The organism is Vreelandella songnenensis, assembly GCF_003002925.1.
Classification (GTDB): domain Bacteria; phylum Pseudomonadota; class Gammaproteobacteria; order Pseudomonadales; family Halomonadaceae; genus Vreelandella; species Vreelandella songnenensis.
On the sequence record NZ_PVTK01000003.1, the window covers coordinates 264,323 to 288,046 of the forward strand.

At 57.7% G+C, this 23,724-nt stretch carries 20 protein-coding genes; 8 read left to right on the forward strand and 12 right to left on the reverse strand.

What is annotated here, in order from left to right; translation table 11 throughout:
* The first annotated feature begins 504 nt into the window (after positions 1-504).
* Both B0H98_RS07645 and cobA read left to right on the forward strand, forming a co-directional pair.
* Positions 505-3,240: a nitrate reductase gene (locus B0H98_RS07645; RefSeq protein ID WP_106374473.1), complete on the forward strand. Its 2,736-nt coding sequence runs from the start codon at positions 505-507 to the stop codon at positions 3,238-3,240.
* Positions 3,200-4,111, forward strand: a complete 912-nt coding sequence (gene cobA, locus B0H98_RS07650) for a uroporphyrinogen-III C-methyltransferase (protein WP_106374474.1) — start codon at positions 3,200-3,202, stop codon at positions 4,109-4,111. The genes B0H98_RS07645 and cobA overlap by 41 nt, the downstream gene beginning before the upstream one ends.
* On the opposite strand, the gene B0H98_RS07655 is transcribed toward cobA, so the two are convergent.
* Entirely contained in the window at positions 4,076-5,326 is a 1,251-nt protein-coding gene (locus B0H98_RS07655; RefSeq protein WP_106374475.1) for an MFS transporter, read from the reverse strand. The two genes, cobA and B0H98_RS07655, sit on opposite strands and share 36 nt — an antisense overlap.
* Before the next feature lie 179 nt (positions 5,327-5,505).
* On the opposite strand from B0H98_RS07655, the gene dkgB reads away from it, so the two are divergent.
* Both dkgB and arfA read left to right on the forward strand, forming a co-directional pair.
* Positions 5,506-6,315 carry a 2,5-didehydrogluconate reductase DkgB gene (gene dkgB / locus B0H98_RS07660; protein WP_106374476.1) on the forward strand — a complete coding sequence of 270 codons (810 nt, stop codon included), beginning with the start codon at positions 5,506-5,508 and terminating at the stop codon, positions 6,313-6,315.
* Positions 6,316-6,417: 102 nt separating this feature from the next.
* Positions 6,418-6,567: an alternative ribosome rescue factor ArfA gene (arfA, locus tag B0H98_RS07665; RefSeq protein WP_106374477.1), complete on the forward strand. Its 150-nt coding sequence runs from the start codon at positions 6,418-6,420 to the stop codon at positions 6,565-6,567.
* A gap of 77 nt (positions 6,568-6,644) precedes the next feature.
* Here the strand turns inward: arfA and B0H98_RS07670 are convergent, their stop codons facing one another.
* Positions 6,645-7,361: a response regulator transcription factor gene (locus B0H98_RS07670; protein ID WP_106374478.1), complete on the reverse strand. Its 717-nt coding sequence runs from the start codon at positions 7,359-7,361 to the stop codon at positions 6,645-6,647.
* A 165-nt stretch (positions 7,362-7,526) separates the two neighbouring features.
* Here B0H98_RS07670 and B0H98_RS07675 point away from each other — a divergent pair, with 165 nt between their 5' ends.
* The gene (locus tag B0H98_RS07675) at positions 7,527-8,039 is read left to right on the forward strand and encodes a putative pterin-binding protein (RefSeq protein WP_244183024.1); all 513 of its coding nucleotides are present in this window, start codon (positions 7,527-7,529) and stop codon (positions 8,037-8,039) included.
* A gap of 18 nt (positions 8,040-8,057) precedes the next feature.
* Positions 8,058-10,289 (forward strand): ATP-binding protein, encoded by a 2,232-nt coding sequence (locus B0H98_RS07680; RefSeq protein WP_106374479.1) that lies wholly within the window; start codon positions 8,058-8,060, stop codon positions 10,287-10,289.
* On the opposite strand, the gene B0H98_RS07685 is transcribed toward B0H98_RS07680, so the two are convergent.
* The 5 genes from B0H98_RS07685 to B0H98_RS07705 all read right to left on the reverse strand — a co-directional run bounded on the left by B0H98_RS07685 (position 10,214) and on the right by B0H98_RS07705 (position 16,451).
* On the reverse strand, positions 10,214-11,446 hold the full coding sequence (locus B0H98_RS07685) for an EAL domain-containing response regulator (protein WP_106374480.1): 1,233 nt from the start codon (positions 11,444-11,446) through the stop codon (positions 10,214-10,216). The two genes, B0H98_RS07680 and B0H98_RS07685, sit on opposite strands and share 76 nt — an antisense overlap.
* A 128-nt stretch (positions 11,447-11,574) precedes the next feature.
* Entirely contained in the window at positions 11,575-13,245 is a 1,671-nt protein-coding gene (locus B0H98_RS07690; protein WP_106374481.1) for a methyl-accepting chemotaxis protein, read from the reverse strand.
* 158 nt (positions 13,246-13,403) lie between these two features.
* Complete coding sequence (locus tag B0H98_RS07695) at positions 13,404-15,251, reverse strand: ABC transporter ATP-binding protein (RefSeq protein WP_106374544.1); 1,848 nt, start codon at positions 15,249-15,251, stop codon at positions 13,404-13,406.
* 115 nt (positions 15,252-15,366) lie between these two features.
* Complete coding sequence (locus B0H98_RS07700; RefSeq protein WP_106374482.1) at positions 15,367-15,897, reverse strand: chromate transporter; 531 nt, start codon at positions 15,895-15,897, stop codon at positions 15,367-15,369.
* Positions 15,894-16,451 (reverse strand): chromate transporter, encoded by a 558-nt coding sequence (locus B0H98_RS07705; protein WP_106374483.1) that lies wholly within the window; start codon positions 16,449-16,451, stop codon positions 15,894-15,896. The genes B0H98_RS07700 and B0H98_RS07705 overlap by 4 nt, the downstream gene beginning before the upstream one ends.
* A 169-nt stretch (positions 16,452-16,620) precedes the next feature.
* Here B0H98_RS07705 and B0H98_RS07710 point away from each other — a divergent pair, with 169 nt between their 5' ends.
* Together B0H98_RS07710 and B0H98_RS07715 are read left to right on the forward strand one after the other, a co-directional pair.
* Complete coding sequence (locus B0H98_RS07710) at positions 16,621-17,292, forward strand: GntR family transcriptional regulator (protein WP_106374484.1); 672 nt, start codon at positions 16,621-16,623, stop codon at positions 17,290-17,292.
* Positions 17,293-17,367: 75 nt separating this feature from the next.
* The gene (locus tag B0H98_RS07715) at positions 17,368-17,934 is read left to right on the forward strand and encodes a DUF1415 domain-containing protein (RefSeq protein WP_106374485.1); all 567 of its coding nucleotides are present in this window, start codon (positions 17,368-17,370) and stop codon (positions 17,932-17,934) included.
* A gap of 56 nt (positions 17,935-17,990) precedes the next feature.
* On the opposite strand, the gene B0H98_RS07720 is transcribed toward B0H98_RS07715, so the two are convergent.
* From B0H98_RS07720 to B0H98_RS07740, 5 genes are all read right to left on the reverse strand, one after another.
* Entirely contained in the window at positions 17,991-19,658 is a 1,668-nt protein-coding gene (locus tag B0H98_RS07720; protein WP_106374486.1) for a methyl-accepting chemotaxis protein, read from the reverse strand.
* A 124-nt stretch (positions 19,659-19,782) separates the two neighbouring features.
* On the reverse strand, positions 19,783-20,277 hold the full coding sequence (locus B0H98_RS07725; protein ID WP_106374545.1) for a GNAT family N-acetyltransferase: 495 nt from the start codon (positions 20,275-20,277) through the stop codon (positions 19,783-19,785).
* A 93-nt stretch (positions 20,278-20,370) separates the two neighbouring features.
* Positions 20,371-21,363: an LLM class flavin-dependent oxidoreductase gene (locus B0H98_RS07730; protein WP_106374487.1), complete on the reverse strand. Its 993-nt coding sequence runs from the start codon at positions 21,361-21,363 to the stop codon at positions 20,371-20,373.
* Between the two features lie 256 nt (positions 21,364-21,619).
* The gene (locus B0H98_RS07735) at positions 21,620-22,306 is read right to left on the reverse strand and encodes an SDR family oxidoreductase (RefSeq protein ID WP_106374488.1); all 687 of its coding nucleotides are present in this window, start codon (positions 22,304-22,306) and stop codon (positions 21,620-21,622) included.
* A 111-nt stretch (positions 22,307-22,417) separates the two neighbouring features.
* A complete protein-coding gene (locus B0H98_RS07740) occupies positions 22,418-23,719 on the reverse strand; it encodes a nitrate regulatory protein (protein ID WP_106374489.1) in 1,302 nt (433 codons plus the stop codon).
* Positions 23,720-23,724 lie beyond the last annotated feature (5 nt).

Consider the following 23,724-nt stretch of genomic DNA (forward strand, 5'->3'; position numbering starts at 1 on the left):
GTTCGCAAGTTGCTTGAATTATCAATTCATATCAAAGGCTTGTTTTAAAAGTTCGGAGCGGTCAAGTGCGCGCTTTGCAAGACGCCACGCGTCTGACGCACGCTAATGGTGCGCTAAGGGGCAAGGGTGCACCGTGAGTAGCCAGTACCACCAGGGTGAGGGGCTTGAAGAGGAGTTCGGCGTAAAGTTATTTGATATTAATGCCATGTTTATATTGAACTTTATTTTAAATTTTCGGGTGTTGGCGCAGCCTTTGCAGTCAGTCATGTAACAAGCAACAAGGCACAGACAGGTTTAGCGGCACAACAAGACGTGATCATCGAGTCTGACGGGCAAACAACAACGCAAACGCCCCCGGACAACATGCCATCAACAAATGTGTCCCGACCCCGGTCGTGCGAAATTTGGCACCGGTGCAGGTGTCCCTGAGACAACGGCGTCCAGGCTGGCTTCTTATGAGGCTCGCTTGGACGCCTTTTGCGTTTTAAGCGGGAGGAAATCAGTATGTCCCAGGCCACAGGCTCGGCGTGTACCGCCACGACCTGCCCCTACTGCGGAGTAGGCTGCGGTGTGAACGCCACGGTTAACGAGGATGGCACGCTCGGCATCGAGGGTGACCGAGACCACCCGGCCAATTTCGGCAGGCTCTGCGTCAAGGGCTCCGCGCTGCACGAAACCCTGGGCCACCAGGACCGGCTCACCACGCCCTGGGTAGATGGGAAGGCAACCAGCTGGGATGCAGCACTCGGCACGCTTGCCGAGCGGCTGCAGGCAACCCGTACGGCTTACGGCGCTGAATCCGTGGCTGCCTACCTCTCTGGGCAGCTGCTCACCGAAGATTACTACGTGGCCAACAAGCTGTTTAAGGGTTTTCTGGGCACGCCGCACCTGGATACCAACTCGCGGCTCTGCATGGCGTCTGCCGTGGCGGCCTACAAGCGCTCGCTGGGCGCCGATGCGGTGCCCTGCAACTACGAGGATCTGGAAGAGGCGGAGCTGGTGGTGCTGGTCGGTTCCAACCTGGCCTGGAACCACCCGGTGCTGTATCAGCGTCTGAAGGTCGCCAAGGCGCGTAATCCGCTGATGCGCGTGGTGGTGATCGACCCACGCGTGACCGACAGCTGCGAGATTGCCGACCTGTACCTGGGCATTGCGCCGGGTAGTGACGCGCTGCTGTTCAACGGCCTGCTCGCCTGGATGGCGGCGAACCATAAGCTGGATAACGTCTATCTGGAGCGCCATACGCAAGGGTTTGACGACGCGCTGGCCGCCGCCCGCGACGCCGACCTCAGCCGCGTGTCGGCAATCTGCGATATCGACCCCGAGCGTCTGGAAACCTTCTATTACTGGTTCGCAAGCCAGCTGCACGTGGTCACCCTCTACTCCCAGGGGATCAATCAGTCCTCCAGCGGTACGGACAAGTGCAACGCGATCATCAACTGCCACCTGGCGGGTGGCAAGATCGGCCTGCCCGGGGCGGGGCCTTTCTCGATCACCGGCCAGCCCAATGCGATGGGCGGGCGCGAGGTGGGGGGGCTTGCCAACCAGCTGGCCGCGCATATGGACTACCACTCGCCCGGTGCTCTGGCACGGGTCACGCGCTTCTGGGCGACTGACACATTGACTCCTCGACTGCCCGAGGCGCCCGGCTACAAGGCCATCGAGCTGTTCGAAGCCATCGAGCGTGGCGAAATCAAGGCGCTCTGGATAATGGCCACCAACCCGGCGGTGAGCCTGCCGGATGCCGCTCGCGTGCGGCGCGCGCTTGAAAAATGCCCGCTGGTGATTGTTTCCGAATGCGCCGCTCATACTGACCTGCTGGCCTACGCCGATATCATTCTGCCCGCCACCGGGTGGTCGGAAAAAGATGGCACGGTGACCAACTCCGAACGGCGTATTTCACGCCAGCGCGGCCTGCTGCCCGCTCCGGGCCAAGCGCGTCACGACTGGTGGATCATCTGCGAAGCCGCCAGGCATCTGGGTTTTGGGGAGGCATTCGCCTACACCCATCCCCACGAAATCTTCGACGAACACGCCAGGCTCTCCGGCTACGAAAACGAGGGGGAGAGCAAGCGGCTATTCGATATCTCGGGGCTTGCGGGGCTCGGGCTAGCGGGTTACGACGCGCTAGCGCCGATTCAGTGGCCGGTGACGTATTCAGCACCTCACGGAACGGCGCGGCTGTTTGAAGACGCCACCTTCGCCACGCCCAATGGACGCGCCAGATTTATCGCCGTCACGCCGCGCCTCCCGGAGCAGGCGCTGAGCGCGGCCTTTCCGCTGCGCCTCAATACCGGGCGTATTCGCGACCAGTGGCACACCATGACCCGCACGGCGCGGGCCCCGCGGTTGATGAATCACCGCTTTGAACCGTTTATCGAACTTCACCCGGATGACGCCGAGCGCTATGGTATTGAGGCGCAGCAGCTGGCAGTATTGTCCGCCCAAAGCGGCGAGTACCGGGGCCGAGCGCGCATTTCCAACGCCCAGCGGCGGGGTGAGGTGTTCATCCCCATGCACTGGACGGACGCCTTCAGTAAAGCAGGGCGCAGTGGGGCGATGCTTGCCGCGATTACCGACCCGGTTTCGGGCCAGCCCGAAGCCAAGCACGGCGCGGTGGCGCTGGCGCCGCTGGCAACGGCCTGGGAGGCAACGCTGTTGATTGCTCAGGCGGTGGGGGATAATAGCCCGGTGGGTGCGCCTCCCTGGTGCCGGCACGAGTACTGGGCGCGGGTGCCCATGCAGGGTTGCCAGCGCTGGCAGCTTGCCGGTCGTCAGCCGATAGATGACTGGCTGGCGCAGGTGGCTTCGTGGTTGCCGGAACAGGCCACGCTGTGGTGTGAAGATGGCGGTAATGGCCGCCTGCGCGCCGCTGCGGTGGCGCAGGGCAAGCTGTGCTGGTGGCTGATGGTTGGCCCGCCGAGTGAGCTGCCGGGGCTTGCCTGGCTTCAGGCGCGGTTCAATGATACCCGGCTGAGCGATACGCACCGAAGACGGCTGCTGGCAGGCTGCGATGACGGTGGTGCCGACACTGGCCCGGTAATATGCAGCTGCCATCAGGTAGGCCAAAGCGCCATCATTAAAGCCATTCGCGCGGGCGATAACAGCGTGGAGGCTCTGGGGGCACGACTTGCCTGCGGAACCCAATGCGGCAGCTGCCTGCCTGAACTAAAGTCCCTGATTGAAGAGGAGCGCTCCCATGCGCGTGCCAAGCAAGCGTCTTACACAGAAGTGGCCTGAGGTGGTAATGCGCCTTGTGCAGCGCTGCGTGCCGTTTCAGCGCACGCCGCGCCACTCATCCAGCGTGCCTTCGCTGCAGCTCAAGGGCGAGTGCCGCTCGGGGCAGGTCTATCTGGTAGGCGCCGGAAGCGGCGACATGGAGCTTCTGACGCTAAAGGCGGCGCGACTGTTGATGCAGGCCGACGCCGTGGTGTACGACCGTCTGGTAGGCGACGACGTGCTGGGGCTGATCCCGCTTTCTGCCGAGCGCTACTACGTGGGCAAGGCCAGCGGTCACCACAGCATGCCTCAGGCAGATATCGGTGCGCTGATGGTCAAGTTGGCCGCTGCCGGCAAGTCGGTGGTGCGCTTGAAAGGCGGTGATCCCGGGATTTTTGCACGCATGGGCGAGGAGCTTGCCGCTCTGGCCGAGGCCGGCGTGCCCGCCCAGATCGTGCCCGGTATCACGGCGGCTTCCGCTGCCGCGGCGAGCCTCGGCATTCCGCTTACCGATCGGGGCCACTCCCAGCAGCTGCGCTTCATTACCGCGCAGCTCTGCCGGGAGGGCGGGGCGCCGGAATGGCAGACCCTGGCACGGCGTGATGAAACGCTGGTGTTCTACATGGGGCTTTCCAAGGTGGACGCCATCTGTGAAGGCCTGCGCGGGGCCGGGCTTCCCGATGACTGGCCGATCATGCTGGTAGCCAAGGCCAGCCTGCCCGAACAGCAGGCACTGGTGGGCACGCTTGCTGATATGCCCAAGCGCCTTGCCGAACATCCGCTGCCTTCGCCCTGCGTCATTCTGGTAGGCAGCGTGGTCAATCTGGTAGCCCAAAGCCCCGCTAATGCCAACGGCCTAGCGGGCATCATCGAAGCGGTCGACCTGACGTAGCGAGGGAAACAGGCGCATCCACAGGCCGACCACCGCCAGCGTGCCCACGCCGCCAATCACCGCGGCGGGCACTACGCCAACCCCGGCGGCCATGCTGCCCGCGCGAAACTCGCCCAGCTCGTTGCTTGAACCGATAAACAGCATGTTGACCGCGTTGACCCGGCCGCGCATCTCATCCGGCGTTGCCAGCTGGATCACGGTGGTGCGAACGTAGACGCTGATCATGTCCGCCGCGCCCGCCACCAGCATGGCGATCATCGACACCCAGAACAGCGTCGAGAAGGCGAACACCAGGTTCGCCACCCCGAACACGGCCACCGCGGCAAACATCACGTGCCCGGCGCGGCGCTTGATGCCACGCACCCCCAGATAAAGCCCCATCAAAAGTGCTCCCACCGCAATGGCACTGCGCAAGGCGCCCAGCCCTTCCGGGCCCACGTGCAGTACCTCCTGTGCGTAAATGGGCAGCAGCGCCACCACTCCGCCCAGCAGCACGGCGAAAAGATCCAGCGAAATTGCCCCCAGGATGATCGGCTGGTAACGGATATAGCGAATGCCCGCAGAAAAACGCTTCCAGGCCGTGCTTTCAAGCGCCTTGGCTTTCTCGACGTAGCGCACCGGCACCAGTACCAGCAGGGCAAGTGCAATGAGAAAACAGCCCAGGCATACCGCATAGGCCAGGCGCCCGCCACCCATGGCGTACAGCACCCCACCCAGCAGCGGCCCGCTGATGACCGCGACTTTCATGATCGAGCTGTTCAGCGCAATGGCCTGGGCGAGCTGGGCGCGGGGCACGATATTGGGCAGCAGGCTTTGCAGGGTAGGGCCGGTAAACGCCCGGGCGCAGCCGAAAAGCGCCAGCACCGCGTAAAACTCCATGACGCGGCCGTGATTGGCCTGGGCCAGCATCAACAGCAGTGCACTGCACAGCGCCTGTACCGCCCAGCTCAGTTGAAGAATGCGCTTGCGTGGAAAGCGGTCGACGACATCACCTGCCGGCAGCAGCAGAATCACCATGGGCAGAAACTGGGCAAGGCCTACATAGGCCAGGGACATCGGGTCGCGAGTGATGTCATACACCTGCCAGGCGACCACGATGGCCTGGATCTGCATGGCAAATACCGCCGCCAGGCGCGAGAGCAGAAAGCTCAGAAACCCCGGCTGGCGATGAATGAGCACTAGCGGCGCGTCAGAAGTCGGTGCAGTTTGAGACATGGCGAGGGGTCTTTGTTAGCAGGCGAATAGCAGTGATTCTATCGCCTATAAAGGCATACGTGGACAAAAACGCGCAGGCCTGGCGAAAACGAACCGTTGCGTTTCCAGCCCGTGGTTGAAGAAGCGCTCGTCATCCCCCATGTTAATTAACACGCTATTCATTAGAACGGAGGCTAACGATGCACAATACGATTCCTAATCCTGGTTTTGGTACCTATCGCCTTGAAGACGATACGCTGAAAAAGAGCGTTCACGCAGCGCTGGCGGCGGGCTATCGCCATATCGATACCGCCCAGTTCTACGGCAACGAGAAAAGCGTCGGTGAAGCAATCCGCGACAGCGACGTGCCGCGAAGCGAGATTTTCCTGACCACCAAGGTGTGGTTCGACAATCTCGAGCCCAAGCGTCTGCAAGAGAGCGTCGACGAAAGCCTCGAGAAGCTCGGCACCGAGTACGTGGATCTTCTGCTGATCCACTGGCCGTCACCGAATGACGAAGTGCCGATGAATGATTATCTGACGGCGCTCAAGGAGCTGAAGAAGCTGGGCAAGACGCGTCACATCGGCGTCTCCAACTTCACGATTGACCAGCTCGACCAGGCGGTGGAGATTCTGGGCAAGGGTGAAATCCTGACCAACCAGATCGAGGTGCACCCCTTCCTGCAAAACCGCCAACTCGCCGAGCATTGTGAAAAGCTGGGCATTGCGGTCACTGCTTTCATGCCGCTGGCAGTCGGCAAGGTAATGGAGGACTCGGTGCTCAAGAACATCGCCGAGGCCCATGGGGTCACGCCCGCGCAGATCACCCTGGCCTGGATCAAGCAGCGCGACATGATCACCATTCCGTCATCCACCAAGGCGCGCAATATCGAAAGCAACATCAAGGCCTTCGAAATCACGTTGAGCGACGCCGAAATGGCGGAAATCGCCAAGCTCGATCGCGGCGAGCGCATTGCCAACCCGGATTTCGCCCCGGCCTGGGATGAGTAATAACGTTTAACGAGCAGGAACCCCGCCAGGGTTTACTGGTCGTAATCGGCGCCTGTATCCGCAGGCGCCGTTCTTTTCGTAAAACGCTCTAAAGGAGTCACCATGAAATCGCACAAGGTTCGTGATAACGCGCTCAAGGCGCAGCTGCGCACCCCCATGTTCAAGATGCAGCAGCAAACGCCCAGGAAGGGTAAAGGCAGCTACTCCCGCAAAGGGCAGAAGACCCTGCGGGGGTATCGCCAAGCCGCCTGATCTGGCGCTTTGGCAATGCCTCTTCTGGTGTGAAGTGACAGTGACCGGCTACGCCCTGTTGCGGGGGCCAAGCTGTGTCAATCTACAGAACAGCTGGCTGTATCGATGAGTGGGCATGTTTCCATGCGATAGCCGCATTGATACACGCTACGCAAGCGCAGGCCATGACGGCCATCCAGCTCCAGTTTACGACGCAGGCGGCTTACGTGAGTGTCGACAGTGCGGGTCGAAACGCTGCCCTTGATGCCCCATACCAGTTCCAATAGGTGGGCCCGGGTAATCAGCTCACCTATCTTTGAGAAGAAAAGCGTGGCTAACTGGTACTCACGCTCTGTTAGATCAATGGCTTTACCGGATACGCTGATGTAATGCTCTTCGGTATGCAGAGAAAATATCGTTGAATGTATTGTCTTCAGGAGAGGCAGGGCATAGCCTGCTCGTCTACCCAAGGCGCCTACTCTGGCGACAAGTTCTTTAGGTCTTAGAGGTTTCACCAGAAAGTCATCTGCGCCTTGCTCAAGTGCTTTGACGACATCCTCCTCATCCTGACTGGCGGTGATGAATAGAATAGGCCCGCGCCATTTATCGTGCTGGCGTAGGTAGGCAACGACGTCCATACCGCAGCTGTCGGGGAGTCGCCAGTCGATAATCAGAAAATCAAACGTATGCTGCAAAGTGGCGCGCCGAAGCTCGCTGGCGTAAGTGAACAAGGCGACTCGATGGCCCGCCGCCAATAGACACTGCTCAAGGTAGGCTTGTTGGTCGAGATCATCTTCAAGTACGCCAATGTGCATGGTAGCGCCCCTGTTGTCGTATTATAAATAGTACGCGAGCAGCAACAGCAAATTCATGCCTTGAGTTTAGTGGATGTCGGTGCGTTGACACAAAGGTTCACAGTTAACCCACCAGCGGCCGATATACACTGCTTGCACGCTAAATAAAAGGTGCCGAGGTGTAGCATGATACGTCGTACCGTGATGGTTAAATCTCTCTTTCTTGCCGTCGTGATTCTTGGGCTATCGGCCCAAGCTGTTGCCTTGGAGCCGCCTGAAGGAACGGTGGTATTGGTGATAAGCGGCAATGTAAGCCACCCCAATGTGGGCGATGAGGTGCATTTCGATAAGGAAATGCTGCAGGCCTTGCCGCAGCACGAAACCGTTACCCACACGCCCTGGTACGATGGCGCTGTCACTTTCTCTGGACCCTTGGGGCGGAGCATATTGAACGCTGCTGGTGCTCAGGGAAACAGCCTGCGCGTAGTAGCACTCAACGACTACGCGTCAACGATACCTGTCAGTGATTTTGAAAATTATGATGTGATCCTGGCTATGCGGGCGAACGGCCACGTGCTTCGTGTTCGTGACCAAGGGCCATTGTTTGTTATTTATCCTTTTGACCAGCATCCTGCACTCTTGAATGAAGAAATTCTAATGCGCTCGGTCTGGCAGGTAGCTCGCATCGACGTGCAATAATTTGAATGGATAATTGCCATGTTGGCCCCCATAACGTTCTTTTTTTCTCGCAGCACCAGGGTCGCTAGTTTTTCAGCGATCCTTTTTTTTATTTGTGTGCTGACAACCGGAGGAGTCATTTATAACCGTCAGCATGCCTTGGAGAATCGATTGCTCGAGAACCTGCTGTGGGCTGGATACCAGTTTGATCGTGAGGTGCGTGAGTTTCGCTTGACGCTACTTGAAGCAAGATCTGATAACAGCACCGTTGAAGATGTGCTGTTGCGCTATGAAATTTTATTCAGCCGGCAAACGCTGTTTTTCCAAGGTGAAATCGGTAACGTCGTAGCTAGACTGGAGCGGGTCGAGGCAGTGGCTCGTCTTGCCGAAGCGTTGGTGTTAGAAATGGAAGAGCAGCTTGAGCCGTTACAGGATGCCCCTTCTGAATTGAGTAAACCGTTGATAACAGATCTTCTGGAGCGGTCAACAAGCCTCCAGCAGTTCACCGGTACCATGCTTATAGAAACCAATGCCCATGTCTCACGTATGCGCAGTGAAGAGCGGCGGCTATTGACGCACCTTTACGGTTTGGTGCTATTGCTTATCACGCTACTGATGTTCTCGGGCGGGCTGTTGGTTCGTGCGCTCATTCTTGAGAGCCGCTCAAGCGAGCGCAAAGCTAAGGCCCTGGAAGCCAAAGGTCAGGAGCTGGATCAGACGGCTAGAAAAGCGGAGAAAGCCAGTCTCGCAAAATCGGAATTCCTGGCGGTTATGAGCCATGAAATTCGCACGCCGCTCAATGGCGTAGTGGGTATGGCAGACCTTTTGAGCGAGGAAGTCGAAACGACCAAGGGAGCAGCATATTTAGCAGCACTCAAACGCAGTGCGGAAAGTCTACGTGCGGTGATTAACGATATTCTTGATTATACTAAAATCGAATCTGGACGATTAGACTTGAACGTTCAGTCGTTTGACTTGCATAAGTGTGTTGAAGAACTGTGTGAAAGTTATACGCTTCAAGCTTCCAAGGCGAAACTAACGTTCAGCTACTCTATTGATTCTGCGTTACCACGCTATGTGGCGGGGGATGCCGCTCGATTGCGGCAAGTCATGATGAATCTAATCAATAACGCATTGAAGTTTACCGAGGAAGGATTTGTAAAGCTGCATATAAAGAGAGCGCAGGATAACGTAATTCTGGTTGTTGTCCACGATACCGGCTGTGGAGTTTCTGAAGCTGACCAGGCACAGTTATTTTCGGCGTTCTCTCAGGTAGATGCGTCCATGGCGCGTCGTCATGAAGGTACGGGATTAGGGCTTGCCATCTGTAAGCGTCTGGTTGAGGCCATGCAGGGTGATATTGGGGTCAACAGCCGTCAAGGCGTGGGCAGTCGATTCTGGTTCACTGTCAAGATGCCGGAAACCCAGCCCTTCGCGATCAATAGTAGCGGCGAAAAACGACGCGCCTTAGCAGCACGCCAGCATGTTTTAGTAGTTGAAGATAATCCGCTAAACCAGACGGTAGCCCAAGTAATGCTGGAACACCTTGGTCAGCGGGTAACAATAGCGGACAACGGGGTAGAGGCTCTCAACCAGCTGGGCGTTGATCATGCCCAATTCGATTTAGTGTTGATGGATATGCAGATGCCAACGATGGATGGTACGGAAACCAGCCGGCGCTGGCGTGCCCATGAGGCAGCCCATGGCCTCCCTCGCCTGCCTATTATCGCGATGACGGCCAATGTGATGCCGGAACATCGCGAGCGGTGCATGAACAGCGGTATGGACGATATGGTTTATAAACCTTTCACCCGAGGTGAGCTGTACCAAGTAATTTGCCGCTATCTGGCCACTGATCCGCCGTTGAGCATGGCACCATGCACGCCTGAAAGCGTAGCGTTTATGGAGGACAGCGGTGGTGATGTCCTGATACTGGATGAGCGCCTTTGCAAAGAATTGCAAGACACCTTTGAGCCGAAGGCGTTGGCCACACTGCTAACCACCTTTTTAACACGGCTTGACGAGCGGAGTGCTCGCTTGAATGACTACTGGCAGACGGCAAATCGTCAAGCGCTTTGCCAAGAGGCTCACTCTCTCAAGGGAGCTGCTTCTTCTCTTGGTTGTTTCGCCATCGCCGAGCAAGCCAGTAAGCTAGAGCAGGCAGCGCTGGATGCACCGATAAGCGAGCTGGCGGACTATCTTGCGCGCATAGCGGCGCTGCATTCGGTGACGCGGCAGGCGTTACAACGCAAAGGCATGCTCTCTTCATGATCCTGAGCAAGTGAATGTGAACGTTCGCACATCCAGGCATTAAAAGCGCCTGCGGTTAGTGGACGCGCTATAAAGTAACCTTGCCCGACTGTACAGCCTGCGCCTACCAGCATGGCGTGCTGTGCTGCTGTTTCGATACCTTCGGCTATTACCGTAAGTCCCAGGCTTTTACCCAGGCTGATGATCGCGAGCGTTATTGCCAGCGCATCTTTATCCTGGTCTATGCGGGAGACAAAACTGCGGTCGATTTTGAGCTCGTTGAAGGGTAGACGATAGAGCTGGGTCAATGACGAATACCCGGTGCCAAAATCATCCAGAGCCAACTGGCAACCGAGTTGCCGCAACGCTTTAAGTATGTGGCAAGCGTACCCCAGGCATTCCACGCCAGCCGTTTCAGTGAGTTCCAGACTGATATTGCCAAGTGCAGAATGGTGCTGATGAGTGAGCAGGTTAAATGCATCCAGCATACCTTCCGCCTTGATAAAAGCAGCCGGTATGTTGATCGCAACGTTTAGCTCCCATTGTTGTGCCTGCCATTGTGCTTGTTGTTTAAGGGCAAGTTCAATAACGCGCCAGGTAAGTGGAAGAATCAGCCCGCTTTGCTCTGCTAAGCGAATAAAGCTATCGGGATAAAGAACCCCCCGCTCGGGATTATGCCAGCGTACCAGCGCCTCGGCACCGATGACTCGGCCATTTTGGAGGTCTATTTGAGGTTGAAAGGCCAGAAAGATCTGATCGTCGGTAATGGCTTTGCTCAGCTCTTGTTCCGTTGGTGCTTTAGGCGTATGTTTCAAAGGCTCGATATATGTCGAAAGATCAGAGATCAGCTTGCTCTTGGGCAAGAACCCCAGAACGTGGAACCCCTTAGCCTTACCTGAAGCAATCACTGCGGCAGCGGTTTCTTTGGAACAGCTGCTAATAAACAAGATGGAAGCTTTTAGCCTTAAGTCATGCAAATAGTCCAGGATATCAAGAGCGGTAAACTCTCCTAATCCTATATCCAGCAGTATTAACTCAGCGTTTAACAGCGCAGGTTGCCGTGCAAGCTCACCCAGGCTTCCGGCTTTTGCCACGCTGAAACCATGCTTGATCAGTAACAGTTCGCCTAATCGCTGAATGTCAGGGTCGTCATCAATCACTAATGCATTGGACAGCATATTTACCCCTTTTTATCATTCACGTATTCGCTGTCTGTAATGTAAACACTCTGGAAAAGGTGTCTAAATACGACGCACAGGCTTTGGCCCCCTGGGCTTATAAAAGCCCAGGGACGTAAAACAATAGATTAGAAAGCTTCCCATTCGGGTTGGTGAGCGTGCGTTAAACGCCTCTGAGCCGCTGGCGATGGCTTTCGCACCGTGGTGAATGTCGCTTTGCCTGACGCGGGCTGGTCGTTGTGTGCATTGCTGAGCTTGAAAGCCCCTATCAGCTCGCCTAGCTGGTCGGCCTGCTGTCTCAGCTCTGCCGCAGCAGCGCTAGACTCTTCCACCATTGAGGCGTTGTGCTGCGTCATGCTGTCCAGCTCATTGACGGCATCGTTCACCTGACTGATACCCACACTCTGTTCTTTCGCGCCTGCACTTATTTCAGCAATCACATCGGCTACACGTTCGATACTTCCTACCATTTCCTGCATGGTATAGGCGGTCTTCTTGACTTGCTCGACGCCCGCTTTGGTACGGTTCAACGATGTCTCGATCAGTGTAGCAATTCCTTTTGATGCATCGCTGGAACGGCTGGCCAGAATACGCACTTCCTGGGCCACCACGGCAAAGCCTCTGCCATGTTCACCTGCCCGCGCTGCTTCAACGGATGCGTTCAATGCCAGGATATTGGTCTGAAAGGCAATGCTCTCGATCATGCTGACAATATTGCTGATTTCGGAGGAGGAGTCGCTGATACTACCCATGGTGTGTTCAACGCTTTCCATGGAGTGCAAGCCTTGCTGAGCCAAGTCTCGAGTGGATAGCGCCAATTGGTCAGCCTGCTGCGCCGAATCAGACGCGTTGTTAACCACAGCTGCGATTTCCTCCATCGAAGCAGATGTTTGCTGCAGGTTCGCTGCGGCTTGCTCTGTGCGCGTGGCCAGTTCCTGGCTACCCTTGGCGATTTCAGAGGATGCATGCTGAAGACTAACCGTACTGCTGCTAACGGACTGCAGCATGTCATCGATACGCTTGATAAAGGCATCAAACTGATGACCCAGCTCGCCGATCTCATCGCGACGCTGACTTGCAATACGTGCGGTCAAATCCCCATCCCCTTCAGTGATTTCTTTAATGCGCCCAGTGATTTGACGAATCGCCCGAGACATCATAAGTGGACCGAGTAAAGCGATGAGAGTGGCAACAATAAATACCACTAGAGAAAAACCGATGGTGATGGTTTGTTGAACTTTAATTCTTTCAACAACCGCGGCTTCTGCTTGATAGGTGGCAGTCTCGATGTTGACGCCTGAAATGTCATAGACATCGCGCAGCGCGTTAAAGCGCTCCAACGAAGCACCTGATAGAATGTTTAAAGCCTCAACCGTTTCGCCACTCTGGTGTCGCTGAAAAACACGTGTGGCTTCTTGCTTCCATTGTGTATATAGCGTTTCAAAATCAGCTAGCTGTGTGGTTAACTCTGGATAGTTCTTCATCAGCTCTGCGTATCGCCCCATGCGCTCGTAGGCTTGCTGAGCATTTTCTTCAAAGGCGGCCATTAGCGAGGCTGCGCGCTCACTGTTCGGGTTGGATAACAGATATTCGATTTCTGCTACTCGTGCCTGATAAAGATCACGGTCGCCGTTAAGTGTTGCAGAAGTTGCCGGAATATAGTTGGCAATAAATGTGTCCAGGCGACTTTTGACTTTATTAACCAACAGTGCGTCTGCTGCCACGATAGCGAGTAACGCCAGCGCAACGCTGATGAAGGCGAGCGCATACTTGACTTTTATCTGATGGAACCGGTTCATGAGCGTTATTCCTGGCGGTGAGGGGAATAATTGCACAGTACCTTTAAAGTATTAGAAGTGGCGAAGGTTTTATGACCTGCGTGACGTTTGTTTACGATTGAAGCGATGGTTAAGAAGCTAATAAAACATTAAGAAGTAATAGCGATGATTGCCATCGATCATTGATAGCCTTTGGCCTGAAGCTGAAAAAGCGCCGCGTAGCGGCCGTCAAGCGCAAGAAGCGCTTCATGCGTGCCGCGTTCCAGCACCTGCCCCTGGTCGATCACTAAAATCATATCGGCGCTGCGCACGGTCGAAAAGCGGTGTGAAATCAGGATCGTCATCTTGTTGCGGCTGTGCGCGCGAAAGCGGGTAAACACGTCGGCTTCCGCGGCGGCGTCCATGGCGGCGGTGGGTTCATCCAGCACCAGGATATCTGCCTCTTCGCGCATATACGCGCGGGAAAGCGCAATCTTCTGCCACTGGCCGCCGGAAAGCTCCTGGCCATCCTTGAACCAGCGGCCAAGCTGGGTTTGGTAGCCCTTGGGCATCTGCTTGATGAAACTATCCGCCATGCCGTAGTGGGCTGCCTGCTGCCAGCGTGTCTCATCATTGAACGCATGCGTATCGCCCACGCCCAGGTTTTCGCCTACCTGCAGCTGATAGCGCACGAAATCCTGAAAGATGACCCCGATGCGCTTGCGCAGCGCGCCGGTTTCCCAATCGCGCAGGTCAGTGCCATCCAGCAGGATGCGCCCGTGGGTGGGGTGGTAAAGCCGCGTCAGAAGCTTGATCAGGGTGGTCTTGCCCGAACCGTTTTCCCCTACCAGCGCAAGGCTCTGCCCGGGGGCCAGGTGCAGGGAGATCTTCTGCAGTACCTGCCTGCCACCCGGATAGGCGAAGCTTACATTCTCGAAACGTAAGCCATCGCCTGGCTGCGTACCCTGGGTCAGGCTACCGCCTTCAGCCTTGGTGGGCTGTTCCAGGTATTCGTAGAGGTTGGAGAGGTAGAGGTTGTCTTCGTACATGCCGCTGATCGCGGTCAGGCTTGCCGAAAGCGCCGACTGACCCTGCTTGAATACCATCAGGTACATGGTCATCTGGCCAAGGGTCAGCGCCCCGGCGATGGTTTCAATCACTACCCAGGCGTAGGCGGCGTAAAACGTCAGTGTGCCGAGCAGGCCCAGCACAAATCCCCAGCTCTCCCGATGCAGGGTCAGGCGGCGATCTTCGGCAAACAGGCGGGTAAAGATATCCCGGTAGCGCTGAAGAAAAAGCCCCTCCAGGCCGAACAGCTTGACTTCCTTTATGCTGTCTTCACGCGCCAGCACGGTTTCCAGGTAGCCCTGCATGCGCGTTTCCGGCGAGCGACGGCGAAACAGGCGGAAGGCGTCGCCGGAAAACTTGGCCTCCGAGATAAACACTGGAAGTGCGCCCACCGCCAGTATCAGCAGCGCCCAGGGTGAAAACTGGATCAGCAGCACGCTGAAGCTGCCGAGCGAAATGGCGTTCTGCATCAGGCCAAAGGTTTTATTGACGAGCGCAAGCGGGCGCGTGGAGGCTTCCCGGCGGGCGCGGGTGAGCTGATCATACAGCTCGGAGTCTTCGAACTGGCCAAGCGACAGCGTGCCTGCCTTTTCCAGGATCATGACGTTGACCTTTTGCCCCAGCAGCGCGCGCAGCAGCGCCTGCTGGGCGGAAAGACCGCGCTGGGCCAGGGCAATAAGGCCAATGATCAGCGCCTCGATTCCCACCAGCTTGAGCACTGGGGTGATGGAGACCCGCAGGTCAGGATCATCTGCTGCCTGATGTGCTGCCATGGCGCTGACCACACCGTCCACGATCAGCTGGCCCACCCAGGCGGCAACGGCGGGCAGTACGCCTGCCACCAGTGTGCACAAGGCGAGGCCAAACATCATCCAGCGTGAGGTTTCCCACACCAGGCCAAGGGCACGCTGGCTGTAGCGAAAAACGCTGAAAAAGCCGCTAAGGGGGGAAGAGCTTGAGTGGGGAGAGGGCGGTTGCATGGCGTGGCTAAGCGGCATCCAGAAAAAAGGGAGTGCCATGATGCGATGGAAAGACGCGGATAGCCAGCCTGACTGCCGGCGGGAAGTTGCTGGCAGTCAGAAGGGTATCAACGGATCAGGCAATGACAAAGGCGCCGTATACAAGAGCCGCCATGACCACGAAGGCCGGGTGAATCTTGAAGCGCACCAGCGCAATCGCGGCTACCACGCCGATGATCATCGTGTGCAGCCAGCCGGCACCGTTGACGCCTTCGAGCAGAAACCCGAGCGTCAGCCAGGCCATCATCATGGCGATCACCGGGCGTACCCACTGGCTCATGCGCTTGACCTGGGGGGATTCGCGGTGGCGATACAAAAGCCCCAGCGCGGCAATCATCAGCAAAAGTGAAGGCACCACCGTTGCAGCGACTGCCACGAAGGCGCCGCCCATGCCCGCCACTTCATAGCCCACGTAGCCGGCCATCTTGGTGGCGATGGGGCTTGGCAAGGCGTTGCCGAGTGCCAGGGTTTCGGCAAACGTCTGCGAGGTCATCCAGCCGTAGCGGCCGACGACCTCGGCTTCAATCAACGGAATGATGGCCGGGCCGCCGCCGTAACCCACGATATTGGGTATGAAAAACGCCAGGAAAAGTTCCCAGTAGATCATGCCGAGCGCTCCGCTTTCTTGAGTTTGGAGAAGGGGATGAACGCGGCCAGCAGAATCGCGCCGATGATGAAGCCCGGATGAACGCCCAGCCAGTAAATCAGGGCACCTGATACGATGGCCATCACGCTACTGACCAGCCAGCCCAGCGCCTTTTGCGATTTATCAAAGAAGTCCCAGGCCAGTTGCCCCATCATGATCATGACTACCGGCACCACGGCTTGCCCCATGCCCCGAATCCACGCAACATCGCGGTAGCGGCTGAAAATGCCCAGCATGACGATCATCGCCGCAATCATGGGTAGAATGACCGCGGTCACGGCCACCGCGCAGCCCAAGGGGCCGCCGACACGATAGCCGATGTAGCCAGGCATCTTGGTGGCAATCGGGCCGGGCAGGGTGTTGCCAATGGCCAGAATGTCGGCAAACTCTTCGTCGGTGAGCCACTGATAGCGGGCGACTACTTCGGCGTGTACGAGCGGTATCATCGAAGGGCCGCCGCCAAAGCCAAAAATGCCGACACGAAAGAAAGCCCAGAACAGGGAAGTCTGTTTCATTGGCGCGATACACTCTGAGCAGGCGGAAGGATAAACATGTTTTTTCTCTTTTATCGTTTATTTGTTAAAAAATCGATTATTTACTTGGCGTAGAATATAGGTGAGGCCGCTAGCCGGCGTCAATACTGAATAATCCACAGACGCGTAAGGTGGACCAAAGGACCCTACCATGAACCAGCATATTCAGCCCCCTACCAGCACGGCTTCGAGCCGCATTTACGATATTTTACGCAAGGATCTGGTGGGAGGGCGCTTTGCCGCTGGCGAGAAGTTGGCGATCAACGCCCTGAAAGAGCAGTATCAGGTGGGCCTGAGCCCGCTACGCGAAGCCTTGAACAAGCTGGCCGCCTACGGCCTTTTGATTCAGGAGAACCAGCGTGGTTTCCGGGTGCCGAGGCTTTCGCGCGCGGAGCTTGATGATATTGCCCAGATGCGGCTGGCGCTGGAAGGCATGGCGTTCGAACAGGCCATTGTGCATGGCGATGCCGCCTGGGAGGCCGAGCTGCTGGCCGCCGAGCATCGCTTGAAATGCGCTGACATGACGCTGGATAAGGATGATGAGTGGGAGCGCCTGCATACACAGTTTCACCGTACCCTGGTGGCTCCGTGTGGTTCGGTCTGGCTGCTGCGGTTTATCGAGCAGCTTCACGACCAGTTTGACCGCTACCGTCGGCTGGGCCCCAAGATGCCGGTGATTCGCCAGGAGCTGGACCAGCAGCATCACGAGCTGGTGGAGCTTGCCATGCAGCGCGATGCTCAGGCCGCCCGAACGCTGCTGGATGATCATATCCGCAAGTCCTACGACGTTGCGCTGCAGTGCTTTCTGGAACACAGCGGCTAACGGCCGGCTCAGTCACGCGTGGCGAAGGGTGTACACTGGCGCGCATTCCCTACAACACAGCAGGCGTTAAGCGAAATGCAATATTCAGATGAGGTAGTGTCCGAGCAGACATTGAACTGGGTGCGCACGTTTATCGTGGCGCACAATATCTGCCCCTTTGCCCAGCGCGAGATCGAGCGCGCCACCATTCGCGTGGAGGTGGTGCGTTCAAAGAAGCTTGAGGTGGCGCTCGAAGAGCTGATGGCGGAAGTTCAGTGGCTGGATGAGCACCCGGAAACCGAAACCACGCTGCTGGTGTTTCCTACCCTGTTCAAGGATTTCGAGCATTACCTGGATTATGTGGAGCTTGCTGAAAGCATTCTGGCCGAGCAGGGCTATGAAGGGATCTACCAACTGGCGACTTTCCATCCCGACTACTGCTTTGACGGAGCAGAACCCGACGACGCTTCGAACTACACCAACCGTTCTCCCTACGCCATGGTGCATCTGCTGCGCGAGGCAAGCGTGGAGAAGGCCATCGAATTCTATGGTGACACGTCAACGATTCCAGAGCGCAATATCGAGCACCTGACCGCCATGGGCTGCGACGAGGCCGAGCGTCACTTGCAGGCAGCGCTGGCACTGGGTGAGCAAAAAGAGTGAAAGAATTGGATGCACCGGGCAGCGCACGCTGCCCGGGCTGAACACCGCGGAAAAGCCTAGAACTCTTCCCACTCAGGCGTGGCCGATGCTGGCTTGCTGAGCGCGGCCGGTTTGCTGCGTGGTAGCGTAGACGCTGGCTTGGTCGCAGTTGCAGGCCTCAACAACCCCGCCTGCTCTGCGTGAGACAGCTTGAACGCACCCACAAGCTGTTCCAGACGCGAGGCTTCATCCTCAAGCGACGCCGAGGCCGTGCTGGTGGCTTCCACCAGCGACACGTTTTCCTGGGTAGCGGAGTCCATCTGCGCAATGGCGGTGCTGATCTGCGCGATACCCGACTCCTGCTCCTTGGCTGCCAGCGCCAGCTCCTGCATCATATCGGTCACATGGCGAATGGCGGTATTGACCTGGCCCATGCTCTCGCCGTTATGCATGGCCTGATTGGCGCCTTCGGCAATACGCTGGGCTATGTCCTCGATCATCGTGCGAATTTCTTTCGACGAGTTGGAGGTCTTGGTAGCGAGGGAGCGTACTTCGCTGGCCACCACGGCAAAACCACGGCCATGTTCACCCGCACGAGCCGCCTCGACGGAGGCATTGAGCGCCAGAATATTGGTCTGGAAGGCGATGGAATCGATCACCTGAACGATATCATGCACCTTCTGCGAATCCTTCTCGAGATCACGCATCCAGTCGCCCGCGCGCTGGGCTTCGGTTTGGCCCTGCTCGGCCTTTTGTGCAGCGCTTACGGTCAGTTTTTCTGCCTGAGTAGCCGTGTCGGCGTTCTGGCGCACGATGGAGGAAATCTCATCCATGCTGGCCGCGGTCTGCTGAATGGCGGCCGCCTGCTGTTCTGTACGCGAGGCAAGGTCCTGGCTTCCGCTGGCAATTTCCTGGGAGCTTGCCGCCACGGCGCGGCTGCTGTGGCCAAGCGTTGCAATCATCTGCTGAAGCTGGGTTTGCATATCGCGCATGGCGCTATACAGCCTGCCAATCTCGTTGCGCCCGCGCGCTTCGATATCGTTGGTCAGATCGCCTTGGGCGATTCGTTCGCAAAGCGTAACGGCGCGCTGCAGAGGAGAGACCACCAGGCGGTTGATGCCCAGTTGCACCAGCAGGTACATGATCAGTGCAATAGCGATCAAGGTGCCGCTTATCAGCATATCGCGATTAAGCGTGGATTGTGCCTGGGCGCCAGTCTCCTGGGCGAACGTCTGGGCGTAAGTATTGAAGTTACGTACATTCTGCGTGAACGCATCGAACTCTGCGTTGAGCCGTTCGCGGTGGGCCATCAACGCCGTAAAGTCACCGCGCTGTAGATCGTTGTGAAACGCAGGAGTAATCAGCCGTTCGTACTCGCTGATAAGCGAGGCCACCAGCGGTGCACGAGGCGAATCGCTGGGTATGAAAATCGAGCGGAACTCACCGAATCGCGCGTCGGCCCGCGCTAAGGCCTCCTGGGCAAGGCTCAGGGATCGATCGGCCAGCGCTGAATCGCCTTGATCGGTATAGTCCTGATAGCGTGCTAGACGTACCCGGATCTCCATCAGGTTGACTTCGGTACGGTTGATATAGGCTACCTGCCTGGCTGCCACTTCATCCAGCGCAGTCAGGTTTTTGACTGCATTTCTTTCTGCTTGTATGCCAAGCGCTGCTATCACCATCAGCATTACAACCAGCAAACCCAATGCGCCTGCCAGGGCATATTTTACAGGTAGATCTTTCATTGTCTTGACGTCTCACTCAGAAGGAGCAGAAGGTAAGGAAAGGCCAACGCAATTAGCAAGTTAGTTCACCGCGTTAACTACTCTATCGGCGTGAAACGACAATAATTTAGGAATAAATAATAAATTATAAAAATTTATGCATGACGTGGGTATCCACCCATCCAAGTGATGCATGGCGATAAGCCTTGGGCACGGTGCCGACGATGCTGAACCCCAGCCGCTGCCAGAGTGCTACGGCGACTTCATTGGTGCTTACCACGGCATTGAACTGCATGGCCTGAAAGCCGGCCGCCTGGGCCATTGTCTGGGAGTGTTCGCACATGGCGCGGGCCACGCCTTTACCCCGGGCGGCACTGGTCACCATATAGCCACAGTTGCACACATGGCCGCCGGGCCCTGACGCGTTGGCTTTCAGATAATAGCTGCCCACCAGCTCGCCGGTTGAATCCTTGACGGCAAATGTCGCTTTAGGGGTTTCGCACCACAGCGTATAAGCTGCCTGGTAGCTGATATCCGGCTCGATGGCATAGGTGTACTGCTCGGCCACAATGGCTTTGAACGTGGGCCAAAACAGTTCGAAATCGTCATGGTCCATGGGCGTAAAGCTGAGTGCAGACATGCGGAGTACCTGATCAATATCAAAAGAATCCATAGCGCGGCCAAGCAGAGCCACGCTAGTCGATGAGCGTTCTGTGAGCGTCAAACGTCGCGCTCATCTTGCCACATCTGCCACGATTTCGTAGCTGCGCAGCCGGTCGGCGTGATCATAGAAATCGCTGTTGATCATCAGCTCGTCCGCCCCGGTGCGCGCCTGGAATTCCTCAAGTCCAGCCTTGACGGTTTCCGGGCCGCCAATCACCGCTGCCCCCAGAAACTGGTTTACCTGTGACTGCTCCATGGGCGACCAGTCCAACTGCTCGACCGGAGGCTGCGACTGGGTCGGTTTACCTCGGATGAGATTGAGAAACTTCTGCTGCGCCGACGTGGCCAGGTAGTGCGCCATGCTATCGTTTTCCGCCGCGATGACCGGCAGCCCGACCATGGCATAGGGCTTGTCCAGATGCTCGGAAGGGCGGAAGTTGTCGCGGTACAGGCGCAGCGCCTCGAACAGATAACCGGGGGCAAACTGCGCGGCAAAGGCAAACGGCAGCCCGAGCCTGGCCGCCAGCTGAGCGCTGTAGCCGCTCGAGCCCAGCAGCCAGATAGGCACATGGGTGCTCTGGCCGGGAACCGCTTTTACCTGCTGGCCGGGTTCGGCGTCACCCAGGTAGCGGCGCAGCTCGCTCAACTGCTCGGGGAAGTCATCGACCCCGGCATGGGCGCTGCGCCGCATGGCACGCATGGTGGCGCCATCTGAACCCGGCGCCCGGCCAAGGCCAAGGTCGATGCGGCCGGGGTAGAGCGTTTCCAGCGTTCCGAACTGTTCGGCAATGACCAGCGGCGGGTGATTGGGCAGCATGATGCCGCCACTGCCCACCCGCAGCGTCGAGGTGTGGCCAGCCACATGGCCAATCAGTACGGACGTGGCGGCGCTGGCGATACCCGGAATATTATGGTGCTCGGCGAGCCAGTAGCGGGTATAGCCCAGCTGCTCGGCTCGCTGGGCCAGAGAAACGCTGTCGCGAAACGTTTCAGCGGCGCTCGAACCCTGGCGGATAGGGGCAAGGTCGAGAACGGAAAGCGCTGTAGAGGCTAGTTGGCTCATGGTTCACCTGCTGGAAAAAGTGGGGGTGCGTGACGGATACAGCGCCGAGGTCATTTGATAAAGGCTATTCAGCTAGCAAAGGCTATGCAGTTACTAAAGGCTATGCAGTTACTAAAGACTGTGCAGTTACTAGAGGCTATGCCGCATCGGCCTGATTGATTAGCACGCTTGGTAACCTGTTATGCGGGCGGGAAGAGGGAAATACAAGGAGCAGCCCGGCTGTGGGCTGCATAATTCGCTTACCAGACCGTCGGAATCATTCGCTTGGCGGGGTAGGGCGAATGAGGATTTCGTTGATATCGACATGGGGTGGCTGGGAGAGTGCGTAAACGACCGCGTTGGCGATGTCGCGATCTTCCAGGGCATGTTCCGGCGGCTCATCGAAGAAGGGCGTATCGACCATGCCAGGCTCGATCAGGGTGACGCGCATGCCAGAGCCGCGAAGCTCTTCGCGCAGGTTATTGCCTATACCGGTTACTGCCCATTTAGTGGCGCTGTACATGGAGCCGGGAATGGTCGTACGGCCAGCGGCAGAGCCGGTCAGCAATACGTGGCCCTTGCAACGCTTGAGCGCGGGAAGACTTGCCTGAAGCGTCAGACCAACCCCATAGATATTGGTCATGATCATATCCCGCCAGCTAGTGTGATCGGCGCCGCTGAATCCTCCCGGCGAACCGCCGCGTCCCGCGTTGGCAAATACAGCGTCCAGACGGCCAAAGGTTTCCAGTGTCTGGTCGATCATCGCCTGCTGCTGATCCATATCGGTCACATCAAGCGCGCAGGTCAGGACGTTTTCCGGCCCCAGTTCCTGGGCAAGCGCTTCGAGCTTGTCGACTGAGCGCGCGGCCAGTACCAGTTGGTAGCCTTCTCGTGCGGCGGCACGTGCGGTAGCTGCACCAATGCCGCTCGAGGCGCCGGTAATCAGTAACACGCCGTGTTGCATGGTGGCACTCCTTGCTAAGCCATAAACATGAACTTTCAGAATGGCTAATACAGGGCAATCTTGCAAACCGGCTGTATTGCAAACCGACTGTCTTTTAAACCGAGTGCGGCGTCAGGAACCCGCCTGTCGGGCGCTTGACGTCTCTTTATCGAGCATGGGCGAAAGATCGAGAATCGCCTGGGCCATATCCGCCATGCTTCTGCTCTGGTCCATAGAGGTCTTGCGCAGGAAACGGTAGGCCTCTTCCTCGCTCATGCCCTGGTGCGCCATGATCAGCCCCTTGGCGCGCTCGATCAGCTTGCGCTCACGCAGCGCCTTGCGCGTACTTTCAAGCTCATCGCTTAGCCCTCGCAGACGGCTGGACTGCGCCTGGGTCAGCTCGATCAGTGAGCGGCCAAGGGGCGAGGTCAGCGCACTGGCGGTCAAGTCGCCTAACGGCTGAGCGTGGTGCTGGGTAGCGTCCCTGACATCGCTCAGGGCGAGCAGCTGTTCACAGGGGGTGCCGGTGTGGTGAGGTGGTTGGGTCCTGGCCTGCTCGAGCGCGGCCTGGGCCTTGGCGATCTTGCGGTAGCAAAGGGTGATGAGCTGCTTGTGGAGAGCCTCTTCAACGCTTTTTATCGCATCGATACGCAGCGTGGTCAGCTCATACCAGGTATCACCCAGCGCACTGGAACCCGCTTGCCGATAGGCGGGTTGGCACGCCGCCTCGCGCAGTTGATGAATGCCTGTCAACGTGCTGTTGGAAACCGCCTGTTGCCAGTCGCGCTCGGCTTGCTGTGTGGCAAACTCGATGAAGGTATCGAAACAGCGCTGCTGATCCTCAACCAGCTGGTTGAGAAGCTCACGATGCGCGTCATCAAAATGGCCAAGGGTAAAGCCGAACGCGCCGCAGGCCCGTTCCTGGCCCGCCAGCTCCTTGCCCTGCATCAGATGAAACATGGCCACCAGGGTTCGAGTAATCTCTGGGTCATCGGCGGTATCGGCGGCTTCGAACACGACCGCCAACAGGCCGCTGATCAGGTGGTTGAAGGCCTGAGTCGCCGCATCGGGGGAAATCGCAAACGCATCCACGGCGCTGCGCAGCGTGCCCAGGTCATCAAGGGCATGCCACACCACTGCAATCCGGCGTAAAAGGCGGGCAGCGGCCTGTGGGCGCGCCTCTTCGCTCAACGCCTCCAGACGCTTGCGCATCAGCGTTTCGGCCTCCTTGCTATGCTTGAGGAAGGTCTGGCGGCGGGCTTGAAAACGCTGGCCTTGGGAGGCGAGATAGACCGTCGAGGCGCCGCGCTCGCGCTGAAGCACATGGATGAAACGGCTGATGTCGCCGACGATTTCCGACGTCGTGGCCAGATGAGTGAGATTGTCGATATCGCAACGAATGGCGGTCAAGAGTAGCTTTTTAGCGGGTGACATGGCGT

Excerpts from the sequence above, each read along its gene's own strand:
- cobA (WP_106374474.1), top strand. The coding sequence starts at position 3,200 with ATGCGCGTGCCAAGCAAGCGTCTTACACAGAAGTGGCCTGAGGTGGTA.
- B0H98_RS07720 (WP_106374486.1), bottom strand. The coding sequence starts at position 19,658 with ATGAAAGATCTACCTGTAAAATATGCCCTGGCAGGCGCATTGGGTTTG.
- B0H98_RS07715 (WP_106374485.1), top strand. The coding sequence starts at position 17,368 with ATGCAATATTCAGATGAGGTAGTGTCCGAGCAGACATTGAACTGGGTG.
- dkgB (WP_106374476.1), top strand. The coding sequence starts at position 5,506 with ATGCACAATACGATTCCTAATCCTGGTTTTGGTACCTATCGCCTTGAA.
- B0H98_RS07655 (WP_106374475.1), bottom strand. The coding sequence starts at position 5,326 with ATGTCTCAAACTGCACCGACTTCTGACGCGCCGCTAGTGCTCATTCAT.
- B0H98_RS07710 (WP_106374484.1), top strand. The coding sequence starts at position 16,621 with ATGAACCAGCATATTCAGCCCCCTACCAGCACGGCTTCGAGCCGCATT.
- B0H98_RS07705 (WP_106374483.1), bottom strand. The coding sequence starts at position 16,451 with ATGAAACAGACTTCCCTGTTCTGGGCTTTCTTTCGTGTCGGCATTTTT.
- B0H98_RS07695 (WP_106374544.1), bottom strand. The coding sequence starts at position 15,251 with ATGCAACCGCCCTCTCCCCACTCAAGCTCTTCCCCCCTTAGCGGCTTT.
- B0H98_RS07645 (WP_106374473.1), top strand. The coding sequence starts at position 505 with ATGTCCCAGGCCACAGGCTCGGCGTGTACCGCCACGACCTGCCCCTAC.
- B0H98_RS07740 (WP_106374489.1), bottom strand. The coding sequence starts at position 23,719 with ATGTCACCCGCTAAAAAGCTACTCTTGACCGCCATTCGTTGCGATATC.
- B0H98_RS07685 (WP_106374480.1), bottom strand. The coding sequence starts at position 11,446 with ATGCTGTCCAATGCATTAGTGATTGATGACGACCCTGACATTCAGCGA.
- B0H98_RS07735 (WP_106374488.1), bottom strand. The coding sequence starts at position 22,306 with ATGCAACACGGCGTGTTACTGATTACCGGCGCCTCGAGCGGCATTGGT.
- arfA (WP_106374477.1), top strand. The coding sequence starts at position 6,418 with ATGAAATCGCACAAGGTTCGTGATAACGCGCTCAAGGCGCAGCTGCGC.
- B0H98_RS07670 (WP_106374478.1), bottom strand. The coding sequence starts at position 7,361 with ATGCACATTGGCGTACTTGAAGATGATCTCGACCAACAAGCCTACCTT.
- B0H98_RS07700 (WP_106374482.1), bottom strand. The coding sequence starts at position 15,897 with ATGATCTACTGGGAACTTTTCCTGGCGTTTTTCATACCCAATATCGTG.
- B0H98_RS07675 (WP_244183024.1), top strand. The coding sequence starts at position 7,527 with ATGATACGTCGTACCGTGATGGTTAAATCTCTCTTTCTTGCCGTCGTG.
- B0H98_RS07680 (WP_106374479.1), top strand. The coding sequence starts at position 8,058 with ATGTTGGCCCCCATAACGTTCTTTTTTTCTCGCAGCACCAGGGTCGCT.
- B0H98_RS07690 (WP_106374481.1), bottom strand. The coding sequence starts at position 13,245 with ATGAACCGGTTCCATCAGATAAAAGTCAAGTATGCGCTCGCCTTCATC.
- B0H98_RS07730 (WP_106374487.1), bottom strand. The coding sequence starts at position 21,363 with ATGAGCCAACTAGCCTCTACAGCGCTTTCCGTTCTCGACCTTGCCCCT.
- B0H98_RS07725 (WP_106374545.1), bottom strand. The coding sequence starts at position 20,277 with ATGTCTGCACTCAGCTTTACGCCCATGGACCATGACGATTTCGAACTG.